We start from the raw sequence: 18,244 nt of genomic DNA, 5'->3' as shown, positions 1-18,244 counted from the left end.
CCTTCACAAGGCCTCGTACGCAAAGCCTCATACATCCCATGGGCCGTCATAAGGCTTCAGGAAGCCGGGATGGCGAGGGGGTGTCGAAGATGTAGTTCACCGTACGCGACCGGACCGACACCGACCAGGTGCGTCGGCCGTCTTGTGCGCTGCCCGGTGGCCGCCTTCTGGGAGAGAGTGCAGGCCCGGCGCGGGTTATGGTCGGTGCGACAGACAAAGGAAGGCAGTCGAGTTGATCTACGGCGCAATGAAGTTCTCCATCGGAGGGTCGCTGAAGCTTGCGTTCAGGCCCTGGGTGGAGGGCCTCGAAAACATCCCCGACGAGGGGCCGGCGATCCTCGCGAGCAACCATCTGTCCTTCTCGGACTCCTTCTTCCTGCCCGCGGTCCTCGACCGCAAGGTCACCTTCATCGCCAAGGCGGAGTACTTCACCTCGCCCGGCGTGAAGGGGAAGCTGACGGCGGCCTTCTTCAAGGGCGTCGGCCAGCTGCCCGTGGACCGCTCGGGCGGTCGCGGCGCCGGTGAGGCGGCGATCAACGCCGGCATCGAGGTCATCAAGGGCGGCGGGCTCTTCGGCATCTACCCGGAGGGCACCCGCTCCCCGGACGGCCGGCTCTACCGCGGCAAGCCGGGAGGCCTCGCCCGGGTGGCGCTGGCCACCGGCGCGCCGGTGATCCCGATCGCGATGATCGACACCGAGAAGATCCAGCCGCCCGGCAAGGTCGTGCCCAAGCTGATGCGTCCGGGCATCAGGATCGGCAAGCCGCTGGACTTCAGCCGCTATCACGGCATGGAGGGCGACCGGTTCATCCTCCGGTCGGTGACCGATGAGGTCATGTACGAAATCATGAAGCTGTCCGGCCAGGAGTACGTCGACGTGTACGCGACCGCCGCCAAGCGGCAGATCGCGGACGCGGAGAAGGCGGCCAAGGCCGAAAGGGCGGCGCTGGAAAAGGCGGAGAAGGCAGAAAAGGCGGAACTCGCCGAGCAGGCGGAGCGGCCCGGCGCGTAACCGCGTCGGTCCGGGGGTGGGGATGATGGCCAAGGCTCAGCGCGAGCGGGTCGTGCGTATGTCGGTCGAGCAGCCGCTGTGGCGTGCGCTGACGGCGTACCGCGTCCTGACGATGCTCTACGCGGTACTCCTGTTCGTGTTCACCCGGCAGAAGTTCGAGCGTCCCTGGGTGGCGGTCGCCTTCCTCGCGGTGATGGCCGTCTGGACCTTCGTCACGCTCCCCAAGGTGGCGAACGCGGCGAGCTGCACCAAGCGCTTCCTCGGCGCCGACCTCACCGTCGCCCTCACCGGCATCCTGCTCACGCCGCTCGCCGACGCGCAGGCCCAGCAGGTCGACGGCCCCACCCTGCCGACGATATGGACCGCGGGCGCCGTCCTGGCCTTCGCGATCAAGGGCGGCTGGCGCTGGGCGGCCTTCGCCTCCAGCTTCGTCGCCGTCGCCAACATCATCGAGCGCGGCCACCCCAGCCGCGACACCTTCCACAACGTCCTGCTCGTGTGGGTCGCCTCCATCGCGATCGGTTACGTCGTCGAGGTCGCCCGCGCCTCCGAGCGCACCCTCGCGCGCGCCCTGGAGATCGAGGCCGCCACCCGCGAGCGGGAGCGGCTGGCCCGCGACATCCACGACAGCGTGCTCCAGGTGCTCGCCATGGTGCAGCGCCGGGGCAACGCGCTGGGCGGTGAGGCGGCCGAGCTGGGCCGGATGGCGGGCGAGCAGGAAGTGGCGCTGCGCACCCTGGTGTCCAGCGGCCTGGTGCCCGCCACCCGGGTGTCGGAGGACGCGGCGCAGGGCGCGGTGGTCCGGGCGGTCGAGGTCGACGACGAGTACGGCTCCGACAGCGGGGGGCCGTGCGATCTGCGCTCGTTGCTCGCCGCGCACGCCGGGGCGAGGGTGAGCTTCGCCGAGCCCGGCGCCCCTGTACTGCTGGAACCGGCGGCGGCCAGGGAGCTCGCCGGGGCTGTCAGTGCCGCACTGGACAATGTGAGCAGGCATGCCGGCGAGGGCGCCCAGGCCTGGATCCTGGTCGAGGACTGGCCGCAGGAAGTGATCGTGACGGTGCGGGACGACGGGCCGGGTATCCCGGAGGGCAGGCTCGCGCAGGCCGAGGGGGAGGGGCGGCTCGGGGTCGCCCAGTCGATCCGCGGGCGGCTGCGCGACATCGGCGGCACCGCCGAGCTGATCTCGGTGCCGGGGCAGGGCACGGAAGTTGAACTGAAAGTTCCACGGGGGAAGGCAGGACCGGCGCGATGAGCGACCAGAGCGACCAGAGCGAGCACACGACGATCCGGGTGATGGTGGTCGACGATCACCCGATGTGGCGGGACGCGGTCGCCCGCGACCTGGCCGCCGCGGGCTTCGACGTGGTCGCCACGGCGGGCGACGGCCCGCAGGCGGTACGTCGGGCGCGGGCCGTCATGCCCCAGGTCCTGGTCCTGGACCTCAATCTGCCGGGGATGCCCGGCGTGCAGGTCTGCAAGGAGCTGGTCGGCACCGACCCGGGCCTGCGTGTCCTGGTCCTGTCGGCGAGCGGCGAGCACGCCGACGTACTGGAAGCGGTGAAGTCCGGCGCGACGGGATACCTGCTGAAGTCGGCCGGCCCCGAGGAGCTGATCGACGCGGTGCGCCGCACGGCCGCGGGCGACCCGGTCTTCACCCCCGGCCTGGCCGGGCTCGTCCTCGGCGAGTACCGCCGCCTCGCCTCCGACCCGTCCCCCGCCGCGTCCAACGAACCCAAGGCCCCGCAGCTCACCGAGCGCGAGACCGAGGTGCTGCGGCTGGTCGCCAAGGGGCTCTCGTACAAGCAGATCGCCGAGCGGCTGGTGATCTCCCACCGCACCGTCCAGAACCACGTGCAGAACACCCTCGGCAAGCTCCAGCTGCACAACCGTGTGGAGCTCGTGCGGTACGCGATCGAACGCGGCCTCGACGACGCCTGACAGCGGCGCCCGGGGCGACCCGGGGCAGGACTCGATGAGCAACGCCTGTTTTGTACAGGGGAATTGACCTTTCGCCCCATGTCGCTGTGACCTGGATCACCACTAGCGTGGCGGTTCACAGCCGGCTGTGGCGAAGGGACAATTCCATGCGGGTAGGAGTACTGACCGGGGGCGGCGACTGCCCTGGGCTCAATGCGGTCATCCGCGCAGTCGTCCGCAAGGGCGTGCAGGAGTACGGCTACGACTTCATCGGCTTCCGGGACGGCTGGCGCGGCCCCCTCGAAGGCGACACCGTGCGGCTCGGGATCCCGGAGGTCCGCGGCATCCTGCCGCGCGGCGGCACCATCCTGGGCTCCTCGCGCACCAACCCCCTCCAGGCCGTGGACGGCATCCGCCGCGTCAAGGAGACCCTGGCCGAGCACGAGGTCGACTCGCTGATCGTGATAGGCGGCGAGGACACGCTCGGTGTCGCAGCGCGGCTGTCCGACGAGCACGGCGTGCCCTGCGTCGGCGTCCCCAAGACCATCGACAACGACCTGTCCGCCACCGACTACACCTTCGGCTTCGACACCGCGGTCGGTATCGCGACGGAGGCGATCGATCGCCTCCACACCACCGCCGAATCGCACATGCGCGTCCTCGTCGTCGAGGTCATGGGCCGGCACGCGGGCTGGATAGCCCTGCACTCCGGGCTCGCGGGCGGGGCGAACGTCATCCTCATCCCCGAGCAGCGCTTCGATGTCGACCAGGTCTGTGGCTGGATCACCTCCCGCTTCAGGGCGTCGTACGCCCCGATCGTCGTCGTCGCGGAGGGCGCGATGCCCAAGGACGGCGAGCTGGTCCTCAAGGACGGCACGATGGACTCCTTCGGGCACGTACGGCTGTCGGGCGTGGGGGAGTGGCTGGCCAAGGAGATCGAGAAGCGCACCGGCAAGGAGGCCAGGACCACCGTCCTGGGGCACGTCCAGCGCGGCGGCACACCGAGTGCCTTCGACCGCTGGCTGGCCACCCGCTTCGGGCTGCACGCGATCGACGCGGTGCGCGACGGCGACTTCGGCAAGATGGTCGCCCTCCAGGGGACGGACATCGTGCGGGTGCCGATCGGCGAGGCGACCGCGAAGCTCAAGACGGTCGACCCGAAGCTCTACGCCGAGGTGGGGGTCTTCTTCGGCTGATCCTCCGGCCGGATTCCCGGGCGGCCCCGGCGGGCTCTCCCGGGCGGGGCCGAGCTGGGGGCCGTATATTCGCACTATCCTTCCCATGGCTAGCTTTTGGCTGTCCTCGGCCCCTTGGGGGAAAAGTCGTGGAAATTCTGGCATTCGGCGTGCAGGCCGATGAAAAGCCCCTGATCGAGAGGGCCTTCGCGGGACACCACGCCCTTGAGGTCGGCTGCCGCACGCTCGATGTGTTCCTTACCGAGGACACCGCGCCCATCGCCGCCGGGTACGAGATCATCAGCTCCAGCGTCAACGCCGACCTGGGCGCGGGCGTTCTTCGCACCCTGGCGGCCGGTGGAACGAAGATGATCGCCCAGCGCTCCACCGGGTTCAACAACATCGACCTCGACGTCGCCCGGGAACTCGGGATGACCGTCGCCCGCGTCTCGTACTACTCCCCGTACTCGGTCGCCGAATTCGCCTGGACCCTCGCGATGGCCGTCAACCGCCGCATCGTCCGCGCCGCGGGCCGTACCCGCGACTTCGACTTCCGCCTCGACGGGCTGCTGGGGCGCGACATGCGCGGGCGCACGGTGGGCGTCGTCGGCACTGGCAAGATCGGCGAGGCGTTCACCCGGATCGCCCACGGCTTCGGCATGAACCTGCTGGGCTGGGACATCGCGCGCAACCCCGTCTGCGTCGAGCTGGGCATGAAGTACGTCGAGCGCGGCGAACTGTTCGCCGTGTCCGACGTGATCAGCCTGCACGTTCCACTGATGCCGGCCACCCACCACCTCATCGACGCGGACGCGCTGCGGTCGATGAAGGACGACGCGATCCTGGTGAACTCCAGCCGCGGTGGGCTCGTGGACACCGACGCGCTGGTCGACGAATTGAGGCTGGGGCGTTTCGCGGGGGTGGGCCTGGATGTGTACGAGGCCGAGGCGGGGCTCTTCTTTCTGGACAAGTCGCTGGTGGCGGTCGAGGACGACACGTTGGCGCGGCTGATGACCTTCCCGAATGTGCTGGTCACCTCGCACCAGGCGTACTACACGGTGGATGCGGTCGGTGAGATCGTCGCGGCGACCGTCCAGAACGTCGAGGACTATCTGGCAGGTCGCCGCAGCGACAATGTGCTGGTCCCGGCGGGCGCGCCCGGAGCCGTGTGAGGGCCGGAGGTTACGGCACCACCGAGGTCGTCAGCCCGGCCAGCAATTCGCTCACGATCGCCGCCCCGCGCAGCGTCAGCACCGACTCCGGATGGAACTGGACCGAGGCGAAGCCCGCCCCCCGCAACGCGTGCAGCTCGCCCGTCGCCGCGTCACGGCTGACCTCGACCCCGTGGGCGGCCAGCTCCTCGGCCGCCGCGTCACCGCAGTGCGCGGCGAAGCTGTTGTAGTAGCCGACCGTCTCCGGACGCCCGAAGAGGTCGATGCGCTCCTGCGCCCCCTGGTACGGCGCGTCCTTGCGCACGATCCCGAGCCCCAGCTCCGCCGCGATCAGCTCGTGGCCCAGGCAGACCCCGAGCAGCCCGTGCGTGTGCGAGCCCAGCAGTTCCGCCGTCAGCGCCCGCAGCGCCAGCATGCGAGGGTCGGTCGTGTCCGCCGGGTTGCCGGGACCGGGGCCCAGCACCACCGGGCCCACATGGCCGAGGGCCGTCTCGCGCAGCCCCGGCTCGTCGTAGCGGCGTACCGTCACATCGAGCCCCGTGGCCCGCAGCAGGTGCGCCAGCATCGCGGTGAAGGTGTCCTCGGCGTCCACCACCAGGGCGTGCCCGGACAGGGTGGACGGCAGGGTCTGCATGCGCAGCCAGAAGGGGGCGAGATCGGCGCGGCGGGCCTCCAGCGCGGCCTGCACCCGTGGGTCGTCCGCGAGCCGGGGCCGCACACCGGTGACCTGTGGCCGTCCCTCGCGCACCCCCAGTGCGGCCAGTACCCCCGCCGCCTTCGCGTGTGTCTCGGCGACCTCGCTCGCCGGGTCCGAGTGGCGCACGAGCGTCGCCCCGACAGGCACCCGCAAGCGGCCCTGCGGCGAGATGTCCGCCGTACGGATCAGGATCGGCGAGTCCAGGGTCTGCGTCCCGCTCTCGTCGCGCCCGATCAGTGCCAGCGCTCCCGCGTAGTAGCCGCGTCCGCCGACCTCGTGCCGTTCGATGACGCGGCACGCGTTCTGCACGGGCGAGCCGGTGACCGTCGCCGCGAACATGGTCTCCCGCAGGACCTCGCGCACATCCAGCGAGGAGCGGCCCCGCAGCTCGTACTCGGTGTGCGCGAGGTGCGACATCTCCTTGAGCCGGGGCCCGACGACGACGCCGCCCATGTCGCCGACGGTGCACATCATCTTGAGCTCTTCGTCGACGACCATGGAGAGCTCCTCGGTCTCCTTGCGGTTGCCCAGGAAGTCGAGGAGCCCCGCCACGTCCGGCTCGCCCGCCGGGTAGCGGTAGGTCCCGCTGATCGGGTTCATCACCACCGTCCCGCCGGACATCCGCACATGCACCTCGGGGCTGGCGCCGACCAGGGTGCGCTCCCCGGTGTGCACCACGAACGTCCAGTACGCGCCGCGCTCCCCGGCGAGCAGCCGCCGGAACAGGGCCAGTGCGTCGGCCCGGCAGAAGCCGGGGATCTCGCCGGTGTACGTCCGGCGGATGACGAAGTTCGCGCCCTCGCCCTGCCCGATCTCGTCCTCGATGACCCGCCGGACGATCCCCGCGTACTCCTCGTCGGCCACGTCGAAGGCGCCGCTCTCGACCCGTACGCCGTGCGTCGGCAGCTGGGCGAGTGCCTCGTCGAGCGGCAGCTCGTACGTCTCGTCGGCGACCAGCACGCTCAGCGGCGTGCCGTCGTCGCGCACGTCGAAGCCGCGCTCCCTGATCTGCCGGAACGGCACCAGGGCCAGGGCGGGCGGGCCTTCGGCCGGGATGTCGGCGAGGTGCTCGACCTCACGCACGGAGCCGATCAGGACCTCGACGGTGTCGTGGTCGCGCCCGGGTGTGCGCCTGCGCAGCAGCGCGAAGGGCGGACAGTCGTCGCCGAGCAGCCTGTCGATGAGCATGGGGATGCGTTCCTTCCGGAGAGGAGGAACGGCCCGAAACAAAAAGGCCGCCCTCCGGGGCGGCCTTCGCGTTGTCTGGGTACGCGCAATCAGTGGGCCGCCGGCTGAGCGGTCCACCACCAGGTGTGGTTCAAGTGCGCGAACATGAGGTGGATCGTAGCGCAAGGTCCGGCGTACGAAGCGCTGTCTCAGCCGCTGTCTCAGTGGGCGGTCGGGTGCCGACGAGGCAATGACGACCCCGTACTCTGGTGGAGTGATCGTGAAAGCTGAATCCCAAGGCGTCGCCGCCAAGGCGACCTGGCGAGACCTTCCCGCGGCGCAGCAGCCCGAGTACCCGGATGCCGAGGCCCTGCGCGATGTGATCGCGGAGCTGGAGTCGTATCCGCCGCTCGTCTTCGCGGGCGAGTGCGACCAGTTGCGTGCCCGGCTCGGAGCCGTCGCCAAGGGCGAAGCGTTCCTGCTGCAGGGTGGTGACTGCGCCGAGGCCTTCGACGCGGTGTCCGCCGACCACATCCGCAACAAGCTCAAGACCCTCCTCCAGATGGGCGCGGTGCTGACGTACGCCGCGTCGGTGCCCGTCGTGAAGGTGGGCCGGATCGCCGGTCAGTACTCCAAGCCGCGCTCCAAGCCGACCGAGACCCGCGACGGTGTGACCCTGCCGACGTACCGCGGCGACTCCGTGAACGGCTTCGAGTTCACCGAGGCGTCCCGGATCCCGGACCCGGACCGGCTGAAGCGGATGTACCACGCGTCCGCGTCCACGCTGAACCTGGTGCGCGCCTTCACCACCGGCGGTTACGCCGACCTGCGCCAGGTGCACGCCTGGAACCAGGACTTCGTGAAGTCCTCCCCGTCCGGGCAGCGTTACGAGCAGCTGGCCCGCGAGATCGACAACGCGCTGAACTTCATGAAGGCCGCGGGCACCGACCCGGCCGAGTTCAAGACGGTGGAGTTCTACTCCTCGCACGAGGCGCTGCTGATGGACTACGAGTCCGCGCTGACCCGCGTCGACTCCCGCACCGGCCACCTGTACGACGTGTCGGCCCACATGGTGTGGGTCGGTGAGCGCACCCGTCAGCTCGACGGCGCGCACATCGAGTTCGCCTCGCAGATCCGCAACCCGATCGGCGTGAAGCTCGGCCCGACGACCACCGTCGACGAGGCGCTGCAGTACATCGAGAAGCTCGACCCGGAGCGTGAGCCGGGCCGGCTGACCTTCGTCGTCCGGATGGGCGCCGACAAGGTCCGCGACAAGCTCCCCGAGCTGGTCGAGAAGGTCTCGGCCTCCGGCGCCGCGGTGGTGTGGGTCACCGACCCGATGCACGGCAACACCTACGAGGCCGCGTCCGGCCACAAGACGCGGCGCTTCGACGACGTGCTCGACGAGGTCAAGGGCTTCTTCGAGGTCCACAAGGGCCTCGGCACGCACCCGGGCGGCATCCACGTCGAGCTGACCGGCGACGACGTCACCGAGTGCGTGGGCGGCGGCGACGAGATCTTCGTCGACGACCTGCACCAGCGCTACGAGACGGCCTGCGACCCGCGGCTCAACCGCAGCCAGTCGCTGGACCTGGCGTTCCTGGTGGCCGAGATGTACCGGGATCAGTAGATATCAGAGCAGCAGAACGGCTGTGGGGCGCGGATCGAATGTGATCCGCGCCCCACAGCCGTTTGGGGGGCTTTTGCGGGCAGCCCCGGCCGGGTAAGGTTAGGTTGACCTAACCGAGAAGCTGTCCCCTGGCCCTGTGAGGAGGTGCTCCGCGTGTTCGTCTGCTCGTGCTTCGGCGTTACCGATCGGCAGATCGAGGATCACGCGGCCGCCGGCGCCTGCACGCCGCGCCAGATAGCGTCGGTGAGCAAGGCGGGAACGGACTGCGGATCGTGCGTCCGCACGATCCAGGGGCTCCTCGGCAGGGGCGCCTGTCCGCGCCGTGAGCTGATGGAGCAGGGCGAGGAAGCTCTGAGTGCGACGGCGCTGAGCGAGGTCAGGCTCAGCGAAGCCGCCTAGGTCTCCCCGGCTTCGCTAGCTGCTCGGCTGCTCGATGAGCTGCGCGATGTAGAGCGCTTCACCGAGCTTCTCCACCAGCTCCAGCTGAGTGTCGAGATAGTCGATGTGGTGCTCCTCGTCGGCCAGGATGTCCTCGAAGATCTTCGCCGAGGTGATGTCGCCCTTGCCTCGCATGACCTCCGCACCGCGCCTCAGGCGGTCGATCGCCTCGGCCTCGACCTGACGGTCGGCCTGGAACATCTCGGTGACGGTTTGACCCACGCGGACGTGGAAGAGCCGCTGGTAGTTCGGCAGTCCGTCCAGGAAGAGAATCCGGTCGGTCAGCAGCTCGGCGTGCTTCATCTCGTCGATCGACTCGGACCGCGTATAGGCGGCGAGCTTCGACCAGCCGAAATTTTCCTGCATCTTCGCGTGGAGGAAGTACTGGTTGATCGCCGTCAGTTCGGCGGTCAGTTGCTCGTTGAGGAATTCAATGACCTCGGGGTCGCCCTGCATTGCAGAGGCTCCTTCCAGGCGTTGTACTCGGCAGGTTTCGCGCATCCTCGCACCGCGCGTGCGGACCGTCCAGTAAGTGCAGGCTTAGTATGGCTTGCACCGAATCGGGGCAGACCTGGTCATGACCACCCCTCGCCGTCTGTCACCATGGAGCACATGGGTCAGCCGGAAAGCCGGGAACATCGTGCGTCGGGATCGTCCGAGCTTCCGCCGGGTCAGCGGCTGCAACGCGGCTGGCCGGTCACCCACTACGGCCCCGTTCCCAAGTTCAAGCCGGAGCGCTGGGAGTTCAGGGTTTTCGGCGCCACGGCGGACGGCGACAAGCACTGCTGGAATCACGAGGAATTCTCGGCGCTCCCGTTCTCCACGGTTGAGGCCGACCTGCACTGCGTGACGAAGTTCAGCATGCTGGGGGCCGAATGGGGTGGTGTGCTCGCCCGTACCCTCGCCGAGCTCGCGCCCCCCGCACCCACCGCCACTCATGTCATGGTCTGGGCCGAGTACGGCTTCAGCGCGAATCTGCGGATCGCGGACTTCGTCTCGGACCGCGCGATCTTCGCCACCCACAAGGGCGGTGAGCTGCTCACCGCGGAGCACGGCTTTCCGCTGCGACTGGTCGTGCCGCACCTGTACGCCTGGAAGGGCCCCAAGTGGGTCCGGGGCATCGAGTACATGACGGCGGACCGCCGCGGCTTCTGGGAGGAGCGCGGTTATCACAATCTGGGCGACCCCTGGCGCGAGCAGCGCTACTCCTATCAGGAGGAGCCGGGGGACGGCCCCGAGCTGTAGCCGTACGCGCCGTCGGCTGCCTCAGTGGTGGTACTGGTGCACCACCGCGTGGCCCTTGCCCCGGCCGATCATCCACTTGTTGACGGGGACGGTGATCACGAAGGCGGCGGCGAGCGCGAAGGCCAGTACGCCCCAGAACGTCACGTCGGTCAGGTGTGCGTCCATCGCGCCCGGCCAGAAGGCGATCACCCCGTTGTCGATCAGCTCCATCACGGCGATGGAGAGGGTGTCGGCGGCGAGGGCGACCCGGATCGCCGTCCTGAGGTCGACGCCGGCCTTGCGGACGCCGCGCAGGGTGAGCGCGTAGCCGAAGAAGAAGGCCAGGGCGATCGCCAGGATCATGGTCGGTACGTTGCCCCAGCCCAGGGCGGTGCCGATCACCATGCCGAGCACCTCGCCGATGGCGCATCCGGTGAGGCAGTGCAGCGTGGCCCGCGCGGCCGCCGACCAGGTCACCCTGCCGCCGCCCTGGTGCGTGCCGTGGCCCTCGGGTGCGTCGTGACCGTGGTGCGCATGAGTGTCGTGCTGCATGGCGAAGCTCCCCAAGTCGGATGACGTTCCTGCCCAGGGCAGGAACACTATACCCCCCTAGGGTATTCCTCAATGGGATTCGGGGCGGTTCGGCCGCCCTCAGAAGTCGCGCAGCTCCTTCAGCCGTGCCACATCGGCCGCGTGCCCCTCCTTGCCGCCGGGCGTCTCGATCGTCAGCGGTACGCCCTCGGTCGCCGGGTGCGAGAACAGCTCGCGGAACGGGTCCTCGCCGATATGGCCCGCGCCGATGTTCTCGTGGCGGTCCTTGTGCGCGCCGACGGTCTCCTTGGAGTCGTTGGCGTGGATCAGCTTGAGCCGGCCGTCGCCGACCGTGTCCACCAGAAGATCCAGGGTCTGCTTCATCCCGCCGGGGCCCGCGAGGTCGTGCCCGGCGGCGTAGATGTGGCACGTGTCGAGACAGACGCCCAGCTTGGGATGGGCGTCGAGTGCCTCGAAGTACGGGCCGAAGTCCCAGGTCCGCGAGCACAGCGAGAAGCCCTGCCCGGCCGTCGACTCCAGCAGCAGGAACGGGTCGTCGTCGTGGGTCAGTTCGTCCAGGAGCGGCAGCAGATGCGTGCGCACCTGGGCGAGCGCCTCCGCGCGCGGCCGGCCGCCGGTGGCCGATCCGGTGTGCACCACCACACCCAGCGCGCCGATCTCCCGGCCGCGGCGCAGCGAGTGCCGCAGCGACTCCACCGACTTCTCCACGGTCGCCTCGGTGTGCGAACCGAAGTTGATCAGATACGGGGCATGGACGTACACCGGGATCCGCTCGGCGGCGCAGGCCGCGCGGAACTGCTCGTCCTGGGCCGGGTTTCCGGTGGGCGTCGCCCAGCCGCGCGGATTGGCGACGAAGACCTGCACGGCCTCGGCGCCCATCTCGCGGGCGTACGGGAGCCCGACGGTGGCGAGGCCGCCGGCCACGGGGATGTGGCCGCCGACGGGATTACGGGAGGGGAAAGGTGCGTTGCTCATCACCCTCCAGGATGCCAGGGCGGGCGCGGCCCGCTGACGCGGGCACCTGGCCCCGGCCTACAGCCCCTTGGTCTTGATGGTGATCGTGCTGCCCTCCGGGGCCTCGCCCCCGGCGTCCACCGACTGGCTCGCGATCTCGTCGCTGAAGGAGAGGAAGGGCCGGTCGACTTCGACCGCGAAGCCCGCTTCCTTCAACTCGGCCTTCGCGTCGTCGACGTTGTCACCGACGACATCGGGTACGGAGATCATGCGCGGCCCCTTGGAGACCGTCAGCGTGATGGTGTCTCCCTCGGCGAGCTGGTCCCCCTCGGCCGCGGACTGCTTGGCGACGGAGCCCGCGTCCTGCTGCGAGGAGATCCTGCCGGGCGCGACCTTCACGGTGAACCCGGCCTCCTTCAACTCGGAGGTGGCGTCGGTCACGCTCTCGCCCGTCACGTCGGGCACGTCGAGAGGGGCGCCCTTGCTGACGACCATGGCGACCGCCGAGTCCGGCTGCCTCCCGGTGCCCGCGGCGGGTTTCGTGCGGATGACGGCGCCCTGCGCGATGTCCTCGTTGAACTCCCTGCTGACGATGCCGGGGGCCAGCCCCGTCTTCTGCAACTCGCTCCTGGCCTTGGACAGCGGCATCCGTTCCAGGTCGGGGACCTTGACGATCTCCGGGCCGCGCGAGACGACGAGCGTCACCGAACCGTTGGTACGGATGCGCTCGCCGGACTTGGGGGCGCTGTTCATGACGGCGCCCCGGTCGAAGCTGTCGCTGAACTTCCGCTCGACCTTCTTCACGTCGAGTCCGGCGTCCGAGAGCCGTTTTCCTGCCTGCTTCTCCGACTGCGTGAGCAGCGGGGGGACCCGGGTGAACTGACCGGAGTTGATGTACCAGACACCGGCGCCGACGCCGAGGACCAGCAGGACCGCGACGACCAGCGCCAGCACACCTCGACGGGGCGCGAAAGCACGACGACGCGACGGCGCGGGCTGCGGCGGTCCCGGCGGCTGCATCTGAAGCCTGCTGGTGCGATTCAGGGGCTCCTGGTGGCGGCCGTGCACGGGAACGGGCGTACGCGCCGCTCCGAGCGCCCGCGGGATGACGCTCGTACGGTCCAGCGAGCCGTCGTGCGCCTCGGCACGGGCCTGCGGCGGCACCGCGTCGAGCTGCTCGTCGCCGAGCTCGGCGCGCGCCTCCCTGGCCCGCGCGAGCAGCGCGACCGCGTCGTACGGCCGGATCTCGGGGTTGCGCGCGGTGGCGCTCGCCACCAACTCGTCCAGTGCCACGGCCAGGCCGGGCACGGCGGCCGACGGGGCGGGCACGTCCTCGTGGAGGTGCTGGTAGAGCACCTGGGCGGCGGTGCCGCCGGTGTGCGGCTTGGCGCCGGTCAGCATTTCGTAGAGCACCACGCCGCAGGCGTAGACATCGACACGGGTGTCCGCCGTGCCGTGTTCTATCTGCTCGGGTGCGAGATAGGACACCGTCCCGAGGATGGATCCGGTGGTGCTGGTGATGGTGTCCACGGCCCGAACCAGACCGAAGTCGGCGACCTTGACCCGGCCGTCGTCCCCTATCAGCACGTTCTCCGGCTTCATGTCCCGGTGGACGAACCCGGCGCGATGCGCGGCGCCCAGCGCGGCCAGGACCGGCTCCAGGATGTCCAGGGCGGCGCGCGGCTGCAGCGCACCGCGCTCGCGCAGTACGTCGCGCAGGGTGCACCCGGCGACGTACTCCATCGCGAGATAGACGTACGCCCCGTCGGCGCCCTGGTCGAACACGCCGACCACATTGGGGTGCGAGAGCCGGGCGACGGACTTCGCCTCACGGATGAACCGCTCGACGAAGGAGACGTCGGCGGCCAGCATGGGGTGCATCACTTTCAGCGCGAGCACCCGGTCGAGGCGGGTGTCGACGGCCCGGTAGACCGTGGCCATGCCGCCCACGGCGATGCGCGCATCGACGCGGTAGCGGCCGTCGAGCACGTGCCCGACGAGCGGGTCCTGAAGGGTCGTATCCACGCAGGGAGTCTACGAGCCAGGACCGACGGGCCGAACTCCGCGGGCCGCCCCGCGACCGTACTGAAGCCGACCTGTGACAGCTCTCACGCCTTCCACGCACGTTTGTGCGGGCCTCCGGCGCCCGGTCAGAACGCCGGACGCTCCGGGTCCAGGGACGCCAGGCCGCCCGTCGGGGACGATGCCTCGGCGAAATGCCGGCGCGGGATCCGGCCCGCGCGGTACGCGAGACGGCCCGCCTCGACCCCGTGCCGCATCGCCTCCGCCATCAGCACCGGCTCCTGCGCCCGCGTCACCGCAGAGGCCAGCATCACCGCCGCGCACCCCAGCTCCATCGCCAGCGCCACGTCCGAAGCGGTCCCCGCGCCCGCGTCGAGAACGACCGGCACGCGCGCGTGCTCGGTGATCAGCTGGAAATTGTGCGGATTTCGGATGCCGAGACCCGAGCCGATCGGCGAACCGAGCGGCATGATCGCCGCGCAGCCCACGTCCTCCAGCTTGCGGGCGAGCACCGGGTCGTCGTTGGTGTAGGGCAGCACGGTGAAGCCGTCGTCGACGAGGGTTTCCGCGGCGTCCAGCAGCTCGATCGGATCGGGCAGCAGCGTCCGTTCGTCGGCGACGACCTCCAGCTTGATCCAGTCCGTGCCGAGCGCCTCGCGCGCCAGCCGGGCGGTGAGCACGGCCTCGCCCGCCGTGAAGCACCCGGCGGTGTTCGGCAGGACACGGATGGAGAGCCTCTTGAGCACGGACAGCACCGACCCCTGCACGGTCGGGTCCAGGCGGCGCATGGCGACGGTCGTCAGTTCGGTCCCGGAGGCGACCAGGGAGCGTTCGAGCAGGTCGAGGCTGGGCGCGCCGCCGGTGCCCATGATCAGCCGGGAGGAGAAGGTGGAGTCCGCGATGGTGAGGAGATCGTCGGCCATGGGTCAGCCCCCCTGGACCGCGGTGAGGACTTCGACGCGGTCGCCGTCGCCGAGTGTGGTGGCGGCCCACTGGCCGCGCGGCACGACGGTCTCGTTGAGCGCCGCCGCGACGCCCGAGGGCGCGCGGGTGAGGGTCGCGACGAGCGCGTCGAGGGTGACGCCCGCCGGGATCTCGCGGGGCTCGCCGTTGACCGAGACGGTCGGGCCTGTGGTGTTCGGCCCGCTCGGGCCGGTGGGGACGCTCATGCGGGCTGCTCCTGCGGTACGGGCTCGTGCGGTACGGGGGAGAACCGGCGCGGGGTGAACGGTCTGGCCTCTTCCGGGAGCTCCCCGGTGGCCAGGACGGTCGCCATCACATCGCCGGTGACGGGCGTCAGGAGGACCCCGTTGCGGTAGTGCCCGGTGGCCAGGTGCAACCCGGGCAGCGCGCTCGGCCCCAGCAGGGGGGCGTTGTCGGGGGAGCCGGGGCGCAGCCCGGCGCGGGTCTCCGTCAACGGCAGCTCGGTGATGCCGGGCACCAGCTCGTGCGCGTCGCGCAGCAGCTCGTAGACCCCGCCCGCCGTGACCGTCGTGTCCCAGCCGAGTTCCTCACTGGTCGCGCCGACGACCAGCTCGCCGTTCTCGCGCGGCACCAGGTAGACGTGGCTGCCGCGCACGAAGGCCCTTACCGTCCGGCTCAGGAACGGCGCGTACGCCCGCGGCACGGTCAGCCGCAGCAACTGCCCCTTCACCGGCCTGACCGGCGGCAGCACGTCGTCGGGCACGCCCGCGAGCCGGCCGCTGAGGCTGCCCGCCGCGAGGACCACCTGGTCGGCGGCGAGCTCCGTGCCGTCCGCGAGGACGGCGCCGGTGGCCCGGTCCCGAACGACCGAGAGCCGGTCCACCCAGTCGCGGTGGAAGGCCACCCCGGCCCGCTCACAGGCCGTCACCAGCGCGGCGGCCAGCCGGCGCGGGTCGACCTGGTGGTCGCCGTCGACCCGCAGGCCGCCGCGCACGCCCGGCGCGAGCATCGGCTCCAGGCGCCGGCATTCGCGCCCCGTGAGCCACTGCGAGTCCAGCCCGGACCGGCGTTGCAGGGCGTGCAGTTCGCGCAGGTGGGCGCGGTCGTCGGCGTCCAGCGCGACGGACAGCGTGCCGCAAGCGCGGTATCCGGTGTCCTGCCCGCTCTCCGCTTCGAGCTCGGCGACGAAGGCCGGATAGCGCTCGGCCGAGGCCAGGTTGAGACCGAGCAGGGTCTGCTCGCCGTAGTGGAGTTCGGTGACGGCGGCGAGCATGCCCGCCGCGACCTGTGCGGCCCCGCCGCCCGGCTGCGGATCGACGACCGCGGTCCGCAGGCCGCGCTGCGCCGCCCGCCAGGCCGTGGCCAGGCCGATGATCCCGCCCCCGATGACCAGGACGTCGGATCCCGTGGGTCCTGTCGTCCCGGTGGTGGTCCCGGTGGATCGTGCGTGGGATACGTGCATGGGTGTCCAGCCCCTCCCTTCGCCGGCATGACCCGGATCAGGTTCGTACGGTCGGAGGCCGCCCAGCCTCCCTCTCAGCCCGGTCCGCCCGGGCTCCCGCGAGTGCCTTACGGTGGCCACCCTAACGCCAGGCCCAACGCGCAGTAAGGGAGCAACCCCCGTGGCCCGCTCGCTCGACGGACTCGTCCTCTCGCCGGTCGCCGACCAGGCCCCCGGCCAGGTGGGGACGCGGACCCGCTTCACGTACCACGAGGAGAACGGCCGGGTCTGGGCCGAGTACGCGGGCGGTGACGTGGTGCGCGGCCACCTCGTCGGCACACGCGAGGGAGACCGGCTGGACTTCCGGTACGTACAGCTGAAGGAGGACGGCGACACCGCGTCCGGACACTGCCGGTCCACTGTCGTCGACCTCGCGGACGGGCGCGTGCGGCTGGAGGAGACCTGGGAGTGGGAGTCCCGGCCCGGCAGCGGTACAAGCGTCGTGGAGCAGCAGGTTCAGTGACGCGGTAGGTGCGCGGCCGGTGACGCGGCGTATTGAGGCGGTTGGTGTCACCGCGTCGGTGACGTTGTGTCAGAAGTCTCCTTGCCCGGCTCTGAGGGCCCCTGTACATGCCGCCCTACAGTGATCGTGTGAGCGAGCAGAGGCAGGCAGACGAGCAGAAGCGCGCAGAGCGGCACGTGGTTGTCGTCGGGGCCGGGATGGCCGGCGTGCAGAGTGCCGTGGCACTCCGCGAGCAGGGCTGGACCGGCCGCGTCACACTGATCGGCGCCGAGCCGCACCAGCCGTACGACAGGCCGCCGCTGTCCAAGGCGGTCCTGCTCGGAAAGGCCGACGGCTCGGCCTTCGACATCGACTTCGAGGCACTCGGCATCGAGCTCAGGTTGGGGCTCGAAGTGCGCGGCGTGCGCTCCTCGGCGCACGAGATCGACACCGCGTCGGGGCCCGTCCCGTACGACGTCCTGGTCATCGCGACCGGAGCGGAGCCGATCATGCTGCCCGGCAGTGAGGGCGTTCCCGGCGTCCATCTGCTGCGCACCCTCGACGACGCCGCGCGGCTGCGGCCCGTACTCGACGAGCAGCACGACGTCGTGGTGGTCGGGGCGGGCTGGATCGGCGCGGAGTTCGCGACGGCCGCGCGGGAGGCGGGCTGTGCGGTGACCGTCGTCGAGGCCGCGGACCGGCCGCTCGCGGGCACCGTGCCCGCCGAGGTCGCCGTCCCGATGGCCCAGTGGTACGCGGAGAGCGGCGCGCGGCTCCTGACGGGGGCGCGCGTCGCGCGGATCGAGCCGGGGCAGGTCGTGCTGGACGACGGGACGCGGATCGCTGCGGGCGCGGTGGTCGTCGGCATCGGCGCCAGGCCCGCGACGGCCTGGCTCGCGGAATCCGACATCGAGCGGGGGCCGGACGGCGCCGTCGTCGCGGACGACCGGCTGGGCACCTCGCTGCCCGATGTGTACGCCGTCGGGGACTGCGCCTCCTTCCCGTCCCGGCGCTACGGCGAACGGCTCCTCGTCCACCACTGGGACAACGCCCTCCAGGGGCCCCGGACGGTCGCGGCGAACATCATCGGCGAGACACCGCAGAGCTACGACCCGATTCCGTACTTCTGGTCCGAGCAGTTCGGCCGCTTCGTGCAGTACGCCGGCCATCACGCGTCCGCCGACACGACGGTGTGGCGCGGCGACCCGTCGGGAGCGGCGTGGTCGGTGTGCTGGCTGCGGGAGGGGGCGCTGGTCGCGCTGCTGACCGTGGCCCGGCCGAGGGATCTCGCCCAGGGCCGCAAGCTGATTGGCTCAGGCGCGCCGCTGGACCCGCAGCGGGCCGCAGACCCGTCCATTCCACTCAAGTCGGCCACACTCTGAGCCGACGTGGGGCCGTGCCGGGCAAACTCGACTAC

General features: G+C 70.6%; 18 protein-coding genes and 1 riboswitch. Of the genes, 10 read left to right on the top strand and 8 right to left on the bottom strand.

What is annotated here, in order from left to right; all coding sequences use genetic code 11:
• Window positions 1-232: 232 nt before the first annotated feature.
• The 5 genes from ACLLJJ_RS08355 (at window position 233) to ACLLJJ_RS08335 (ending at window position 5,276) form a co-directional block, all read left to right on the top strand.
• Window positions 233-1,012 carry a lysophospholipid acyltransferase family protein gene (locus ACLLJJ_RS08355; protein ID WP_434588641.1) on the top strand — a complete coding sequence of 260 codons (780 nt, stop codon included), beginning with the start codon at window positions 233-235 and terminating at the stop codon, window positions 1,010-1,012.
• A 25-nt stretch (window positions 1,013-1,037) separates the two neighbouring features.
• Window positions 1,038-2,264 (top strand): MacS family sensor histidine kinase, encoded by a 1,227-nt coding sequence (gene macS / locus ACLLJJ_RS08350; protein WP_434588640.1) that lies wholly within the window; start codon window positions 1,038-1,040, stop codon window positions 2,262-2,264.
• Window positions 2,261-2,950 (top strand): response regulator, encoded by a 690-nt coding sequence (locus ACLLJJ_RS08345; RefSeq protein ID WP_434588639.1) that lies wholly within the window; start codon window positions 2,261-2,263, stop codon window positions 2,948-2,950. The genes macS and ACLLJJ_RS08345 overlap by 4 nt, the downstream gene beginning before the upstream one ends.
• Window positions 2,951-3,096: 146 nt before the next feature.
• The gene (locus ACLLJJ_RS08340; protein ID WP_434588638.1) at window positions 3,097-4,125 is read left to right on the top strand and encodes a 6-phosphofructokinase; all 1,029 of its coding nucleotides are present in this window, start codon (window positions 3,097-3,099) and stop codon (window positions 4,123-4,125) included.
• A gap of 128 nt (window positions 4,126-4,253) precedes the next feature.
• Entirely contained in the window at window positions 4,254-5,276 is a 1,023-nt protein-coding gene (locus ACLLJJ_RS08335; protein ID WP_434588637.1) for a 2-hydroxyacid dehydrogenase, read from the top strand.
• Between the two features lie 10 nt (window positions 5,277-5,286).
• Here ACLLJJ_RS08335 and ACLLJJ_RS08330 read toward each other — a convergent pair whose 3' ends face one another.
• A complete protein-coding gene (locus ACLLJJ_RS08330; RefSeq protein ID WP_434588636.1) occupies window positions 5,287-7,161 on the bottom strand; it encodes an anthranilate synthase family protein in 1,875 nt (624 codons plus the stop codon).
• A gap of 229 nt (window positions 7,162-7,390) precedes the next feature.
• On the opposite strand from ACLLJJ_RS08330, the gene ACLLJJ_RS08325 reads away from it, so the two are divergent.
• Both ACLLJJ_RS08325 and ACLLJJ_RS08320 read left to right on the top strand, forming a co-directional pair.
• Window positions 7,391-8,770, top strand: coding sequence for a class II 3-deoxy-7-phosphoheptulonate synthase (locus tag ACLLJJ_RS08325; RefSeq protein WP_434588635.1), 1,380 nt, complete (start codon window positions 7,391-7,393; stop codon window positions 8,768-8,770).
• Between the two features lie 144 nt (window positions 8,771-8,914).
• Entirely contained in the window at window positions 8,915-9,169 is a 255-nt protein-coding gene (locus tag ACLLJJ_RS08320; RefSeq protein ID WP_434588634.1) for a (2Fe-2S)-binding protein, read from the top strand.
• Between the two features lie 15 nt (window positions 9,170-9,184).
• Here the strand turns inward: ACLLJJ_RS08320 and bfr are convergent, their stop codons facing one another.
• Window positions 9,185-9,664: a bacterioferritin gene (gene bfr, locus ACLLJJ_RS08315; RefSeq protein WP_434588633.1), complete on the bottom strand. Its 480-nt coding sequence runs from the start codon at window positions 9,662-9,664 to the stop codon at window positions 9,185-9,187.
• 156 nt (window positions 9,665-9,820) lie between these two features.
• Here bfr and ACLLJJ_RS08310 point away from each other — a divergent pair, with 156 nt between their 5' ends.
• A complete protein-coding gene (locus ACLLJJ_RS08310; RefSeq protein WP_434588632.1) occupies window positions 9,821-10,453 on the top strand; it encodes a sulfite oxidase-like oxidoreductase in 633 nt (210 codons plus the stop codon).
• Between the two features lie 21 nt (window positions 10,454-10,474).
• On the opposite strand, the gene ACLLJJ_RS08305 is transcribed toward ACLLJJ_RS08310, so the two are convergent.
• From ACLLJJ_RS08305 to thiO, 6 genes are all read right to left on the bottom strand, one after another.
• Entirely contained in the window at window positions 10,475-10,984 is a 510-nt protein-coding gene (locus tag ACLLJJ_RS08305; protein WP_434588631.1) for a DUF4396 domain-containing protein, read from the bottom strand.
• A gap of 99 nt (window positions 10,985-11,083) precedes the next feature.
• Complete coding sequence (locus ACLLJJ_RS08300; protein ID WP_434588630.1) at window positions 11,084-11,959, bottom strand: deoxyribonuclease IV; 876 nt, start codon at window positions 11,957-11,959, stop codon at window positions 11,084-11,086.
• 57 nt (window positions 11,960-12,016) lie between these two features.
• Window positions 12,017-13,963 (bottom strand): Stk1 family PASTA domain-containing Ser/Thr kinase, encoded by a 1,947-nt coding sequence (pknB, locus tag ACLLJJ_RS08295; protein ID WP_434588629.1) that lies wholly within the window; start codon window positions 13,961-13,963, stop codon window positions 12,017-12,019.
• A 125-nt stretch (window positions 13,964-14,088) separates the two neighbouring features.
• Window positions 14,089-14,883 carry a thiazole synthase gene (locus ACLLJJ_RS08290; protein WP_434588628.1) on the bottom strand — a complete coding sequence of 265 codons (795 nt, stop codon included), beginning with the start codon at window positions 14,881-14,883 and terminating at the stop codon, window positions 14,089-14,091.
• Window positions 14,884-14,886: 3 nt separating this feature from the next.
• Complete coding sequence (gene thiS / locus ACLLJJ_RS08285; protein ID WP_434588627.1) at window positions 14,887-15,129, bottom strand: sulfur carrier protein ThiS; 243 nt, start codon at window positions 15,127-15,129, stop codon at window positions 14,887-14,889.
• A complete protein-coding gene (gene thiO, locus ACLLJJ_RS08280) occupies window positions 15,126-16,346 on the bottom strand; it encodes a glycine oxidase ThiO (RefSeq protein WP_434588626.1) in 1,221 nt (406 codons plus the stop codon). Before thiO ends, thiS begins: the two co-directional genes overlap by 4 nt.
• A riboswitch (TPP riboswitch) is annotated at window positions 16,344-16,456 on the bottom strand. (Overlaps the previous gene by 3 nt.)
• 50 nt (window positions 16,457-16,506) lie before the next feature.
• Between thiO and ACLLJJ_RS08275 the strand changes: the two genes are divergently transcribed.
• Entirely contained in the window at window positions 16,507-16,848 is a 342-nt protein-coding gene (locus ACLLJJ_RS08275) for a hypothetical protein (protein WP_434588625.1), read from the top strand.
• Between the two features lie 176 nt (window positions 16,849-17,024).
• Entirely contained in the window at window positions 17,025-18,209 is a 1,185-nt protein-coding gene (locus tag ACLLJJ_RS08270; RefSeq protein ID WP_434600339.1) for an NAD(P)/FAD-dependent oxidoreductase, read from the top strand.
• The last annotated feature ends 35 nt before the right edge of the window (window positions 18,210-18,244 follow it).

Source organism: Streptomyces sp. A5-4, from assembly GCF_051131715.1.
GTDB lineage: Bacteria > Actinomycetota > Actinomycetes > Streptomycetales > Streptomycetaceae > Streptomyces.
This window is presented reverse-complemented; position numbering and strand designations above follow the sequence as displayed.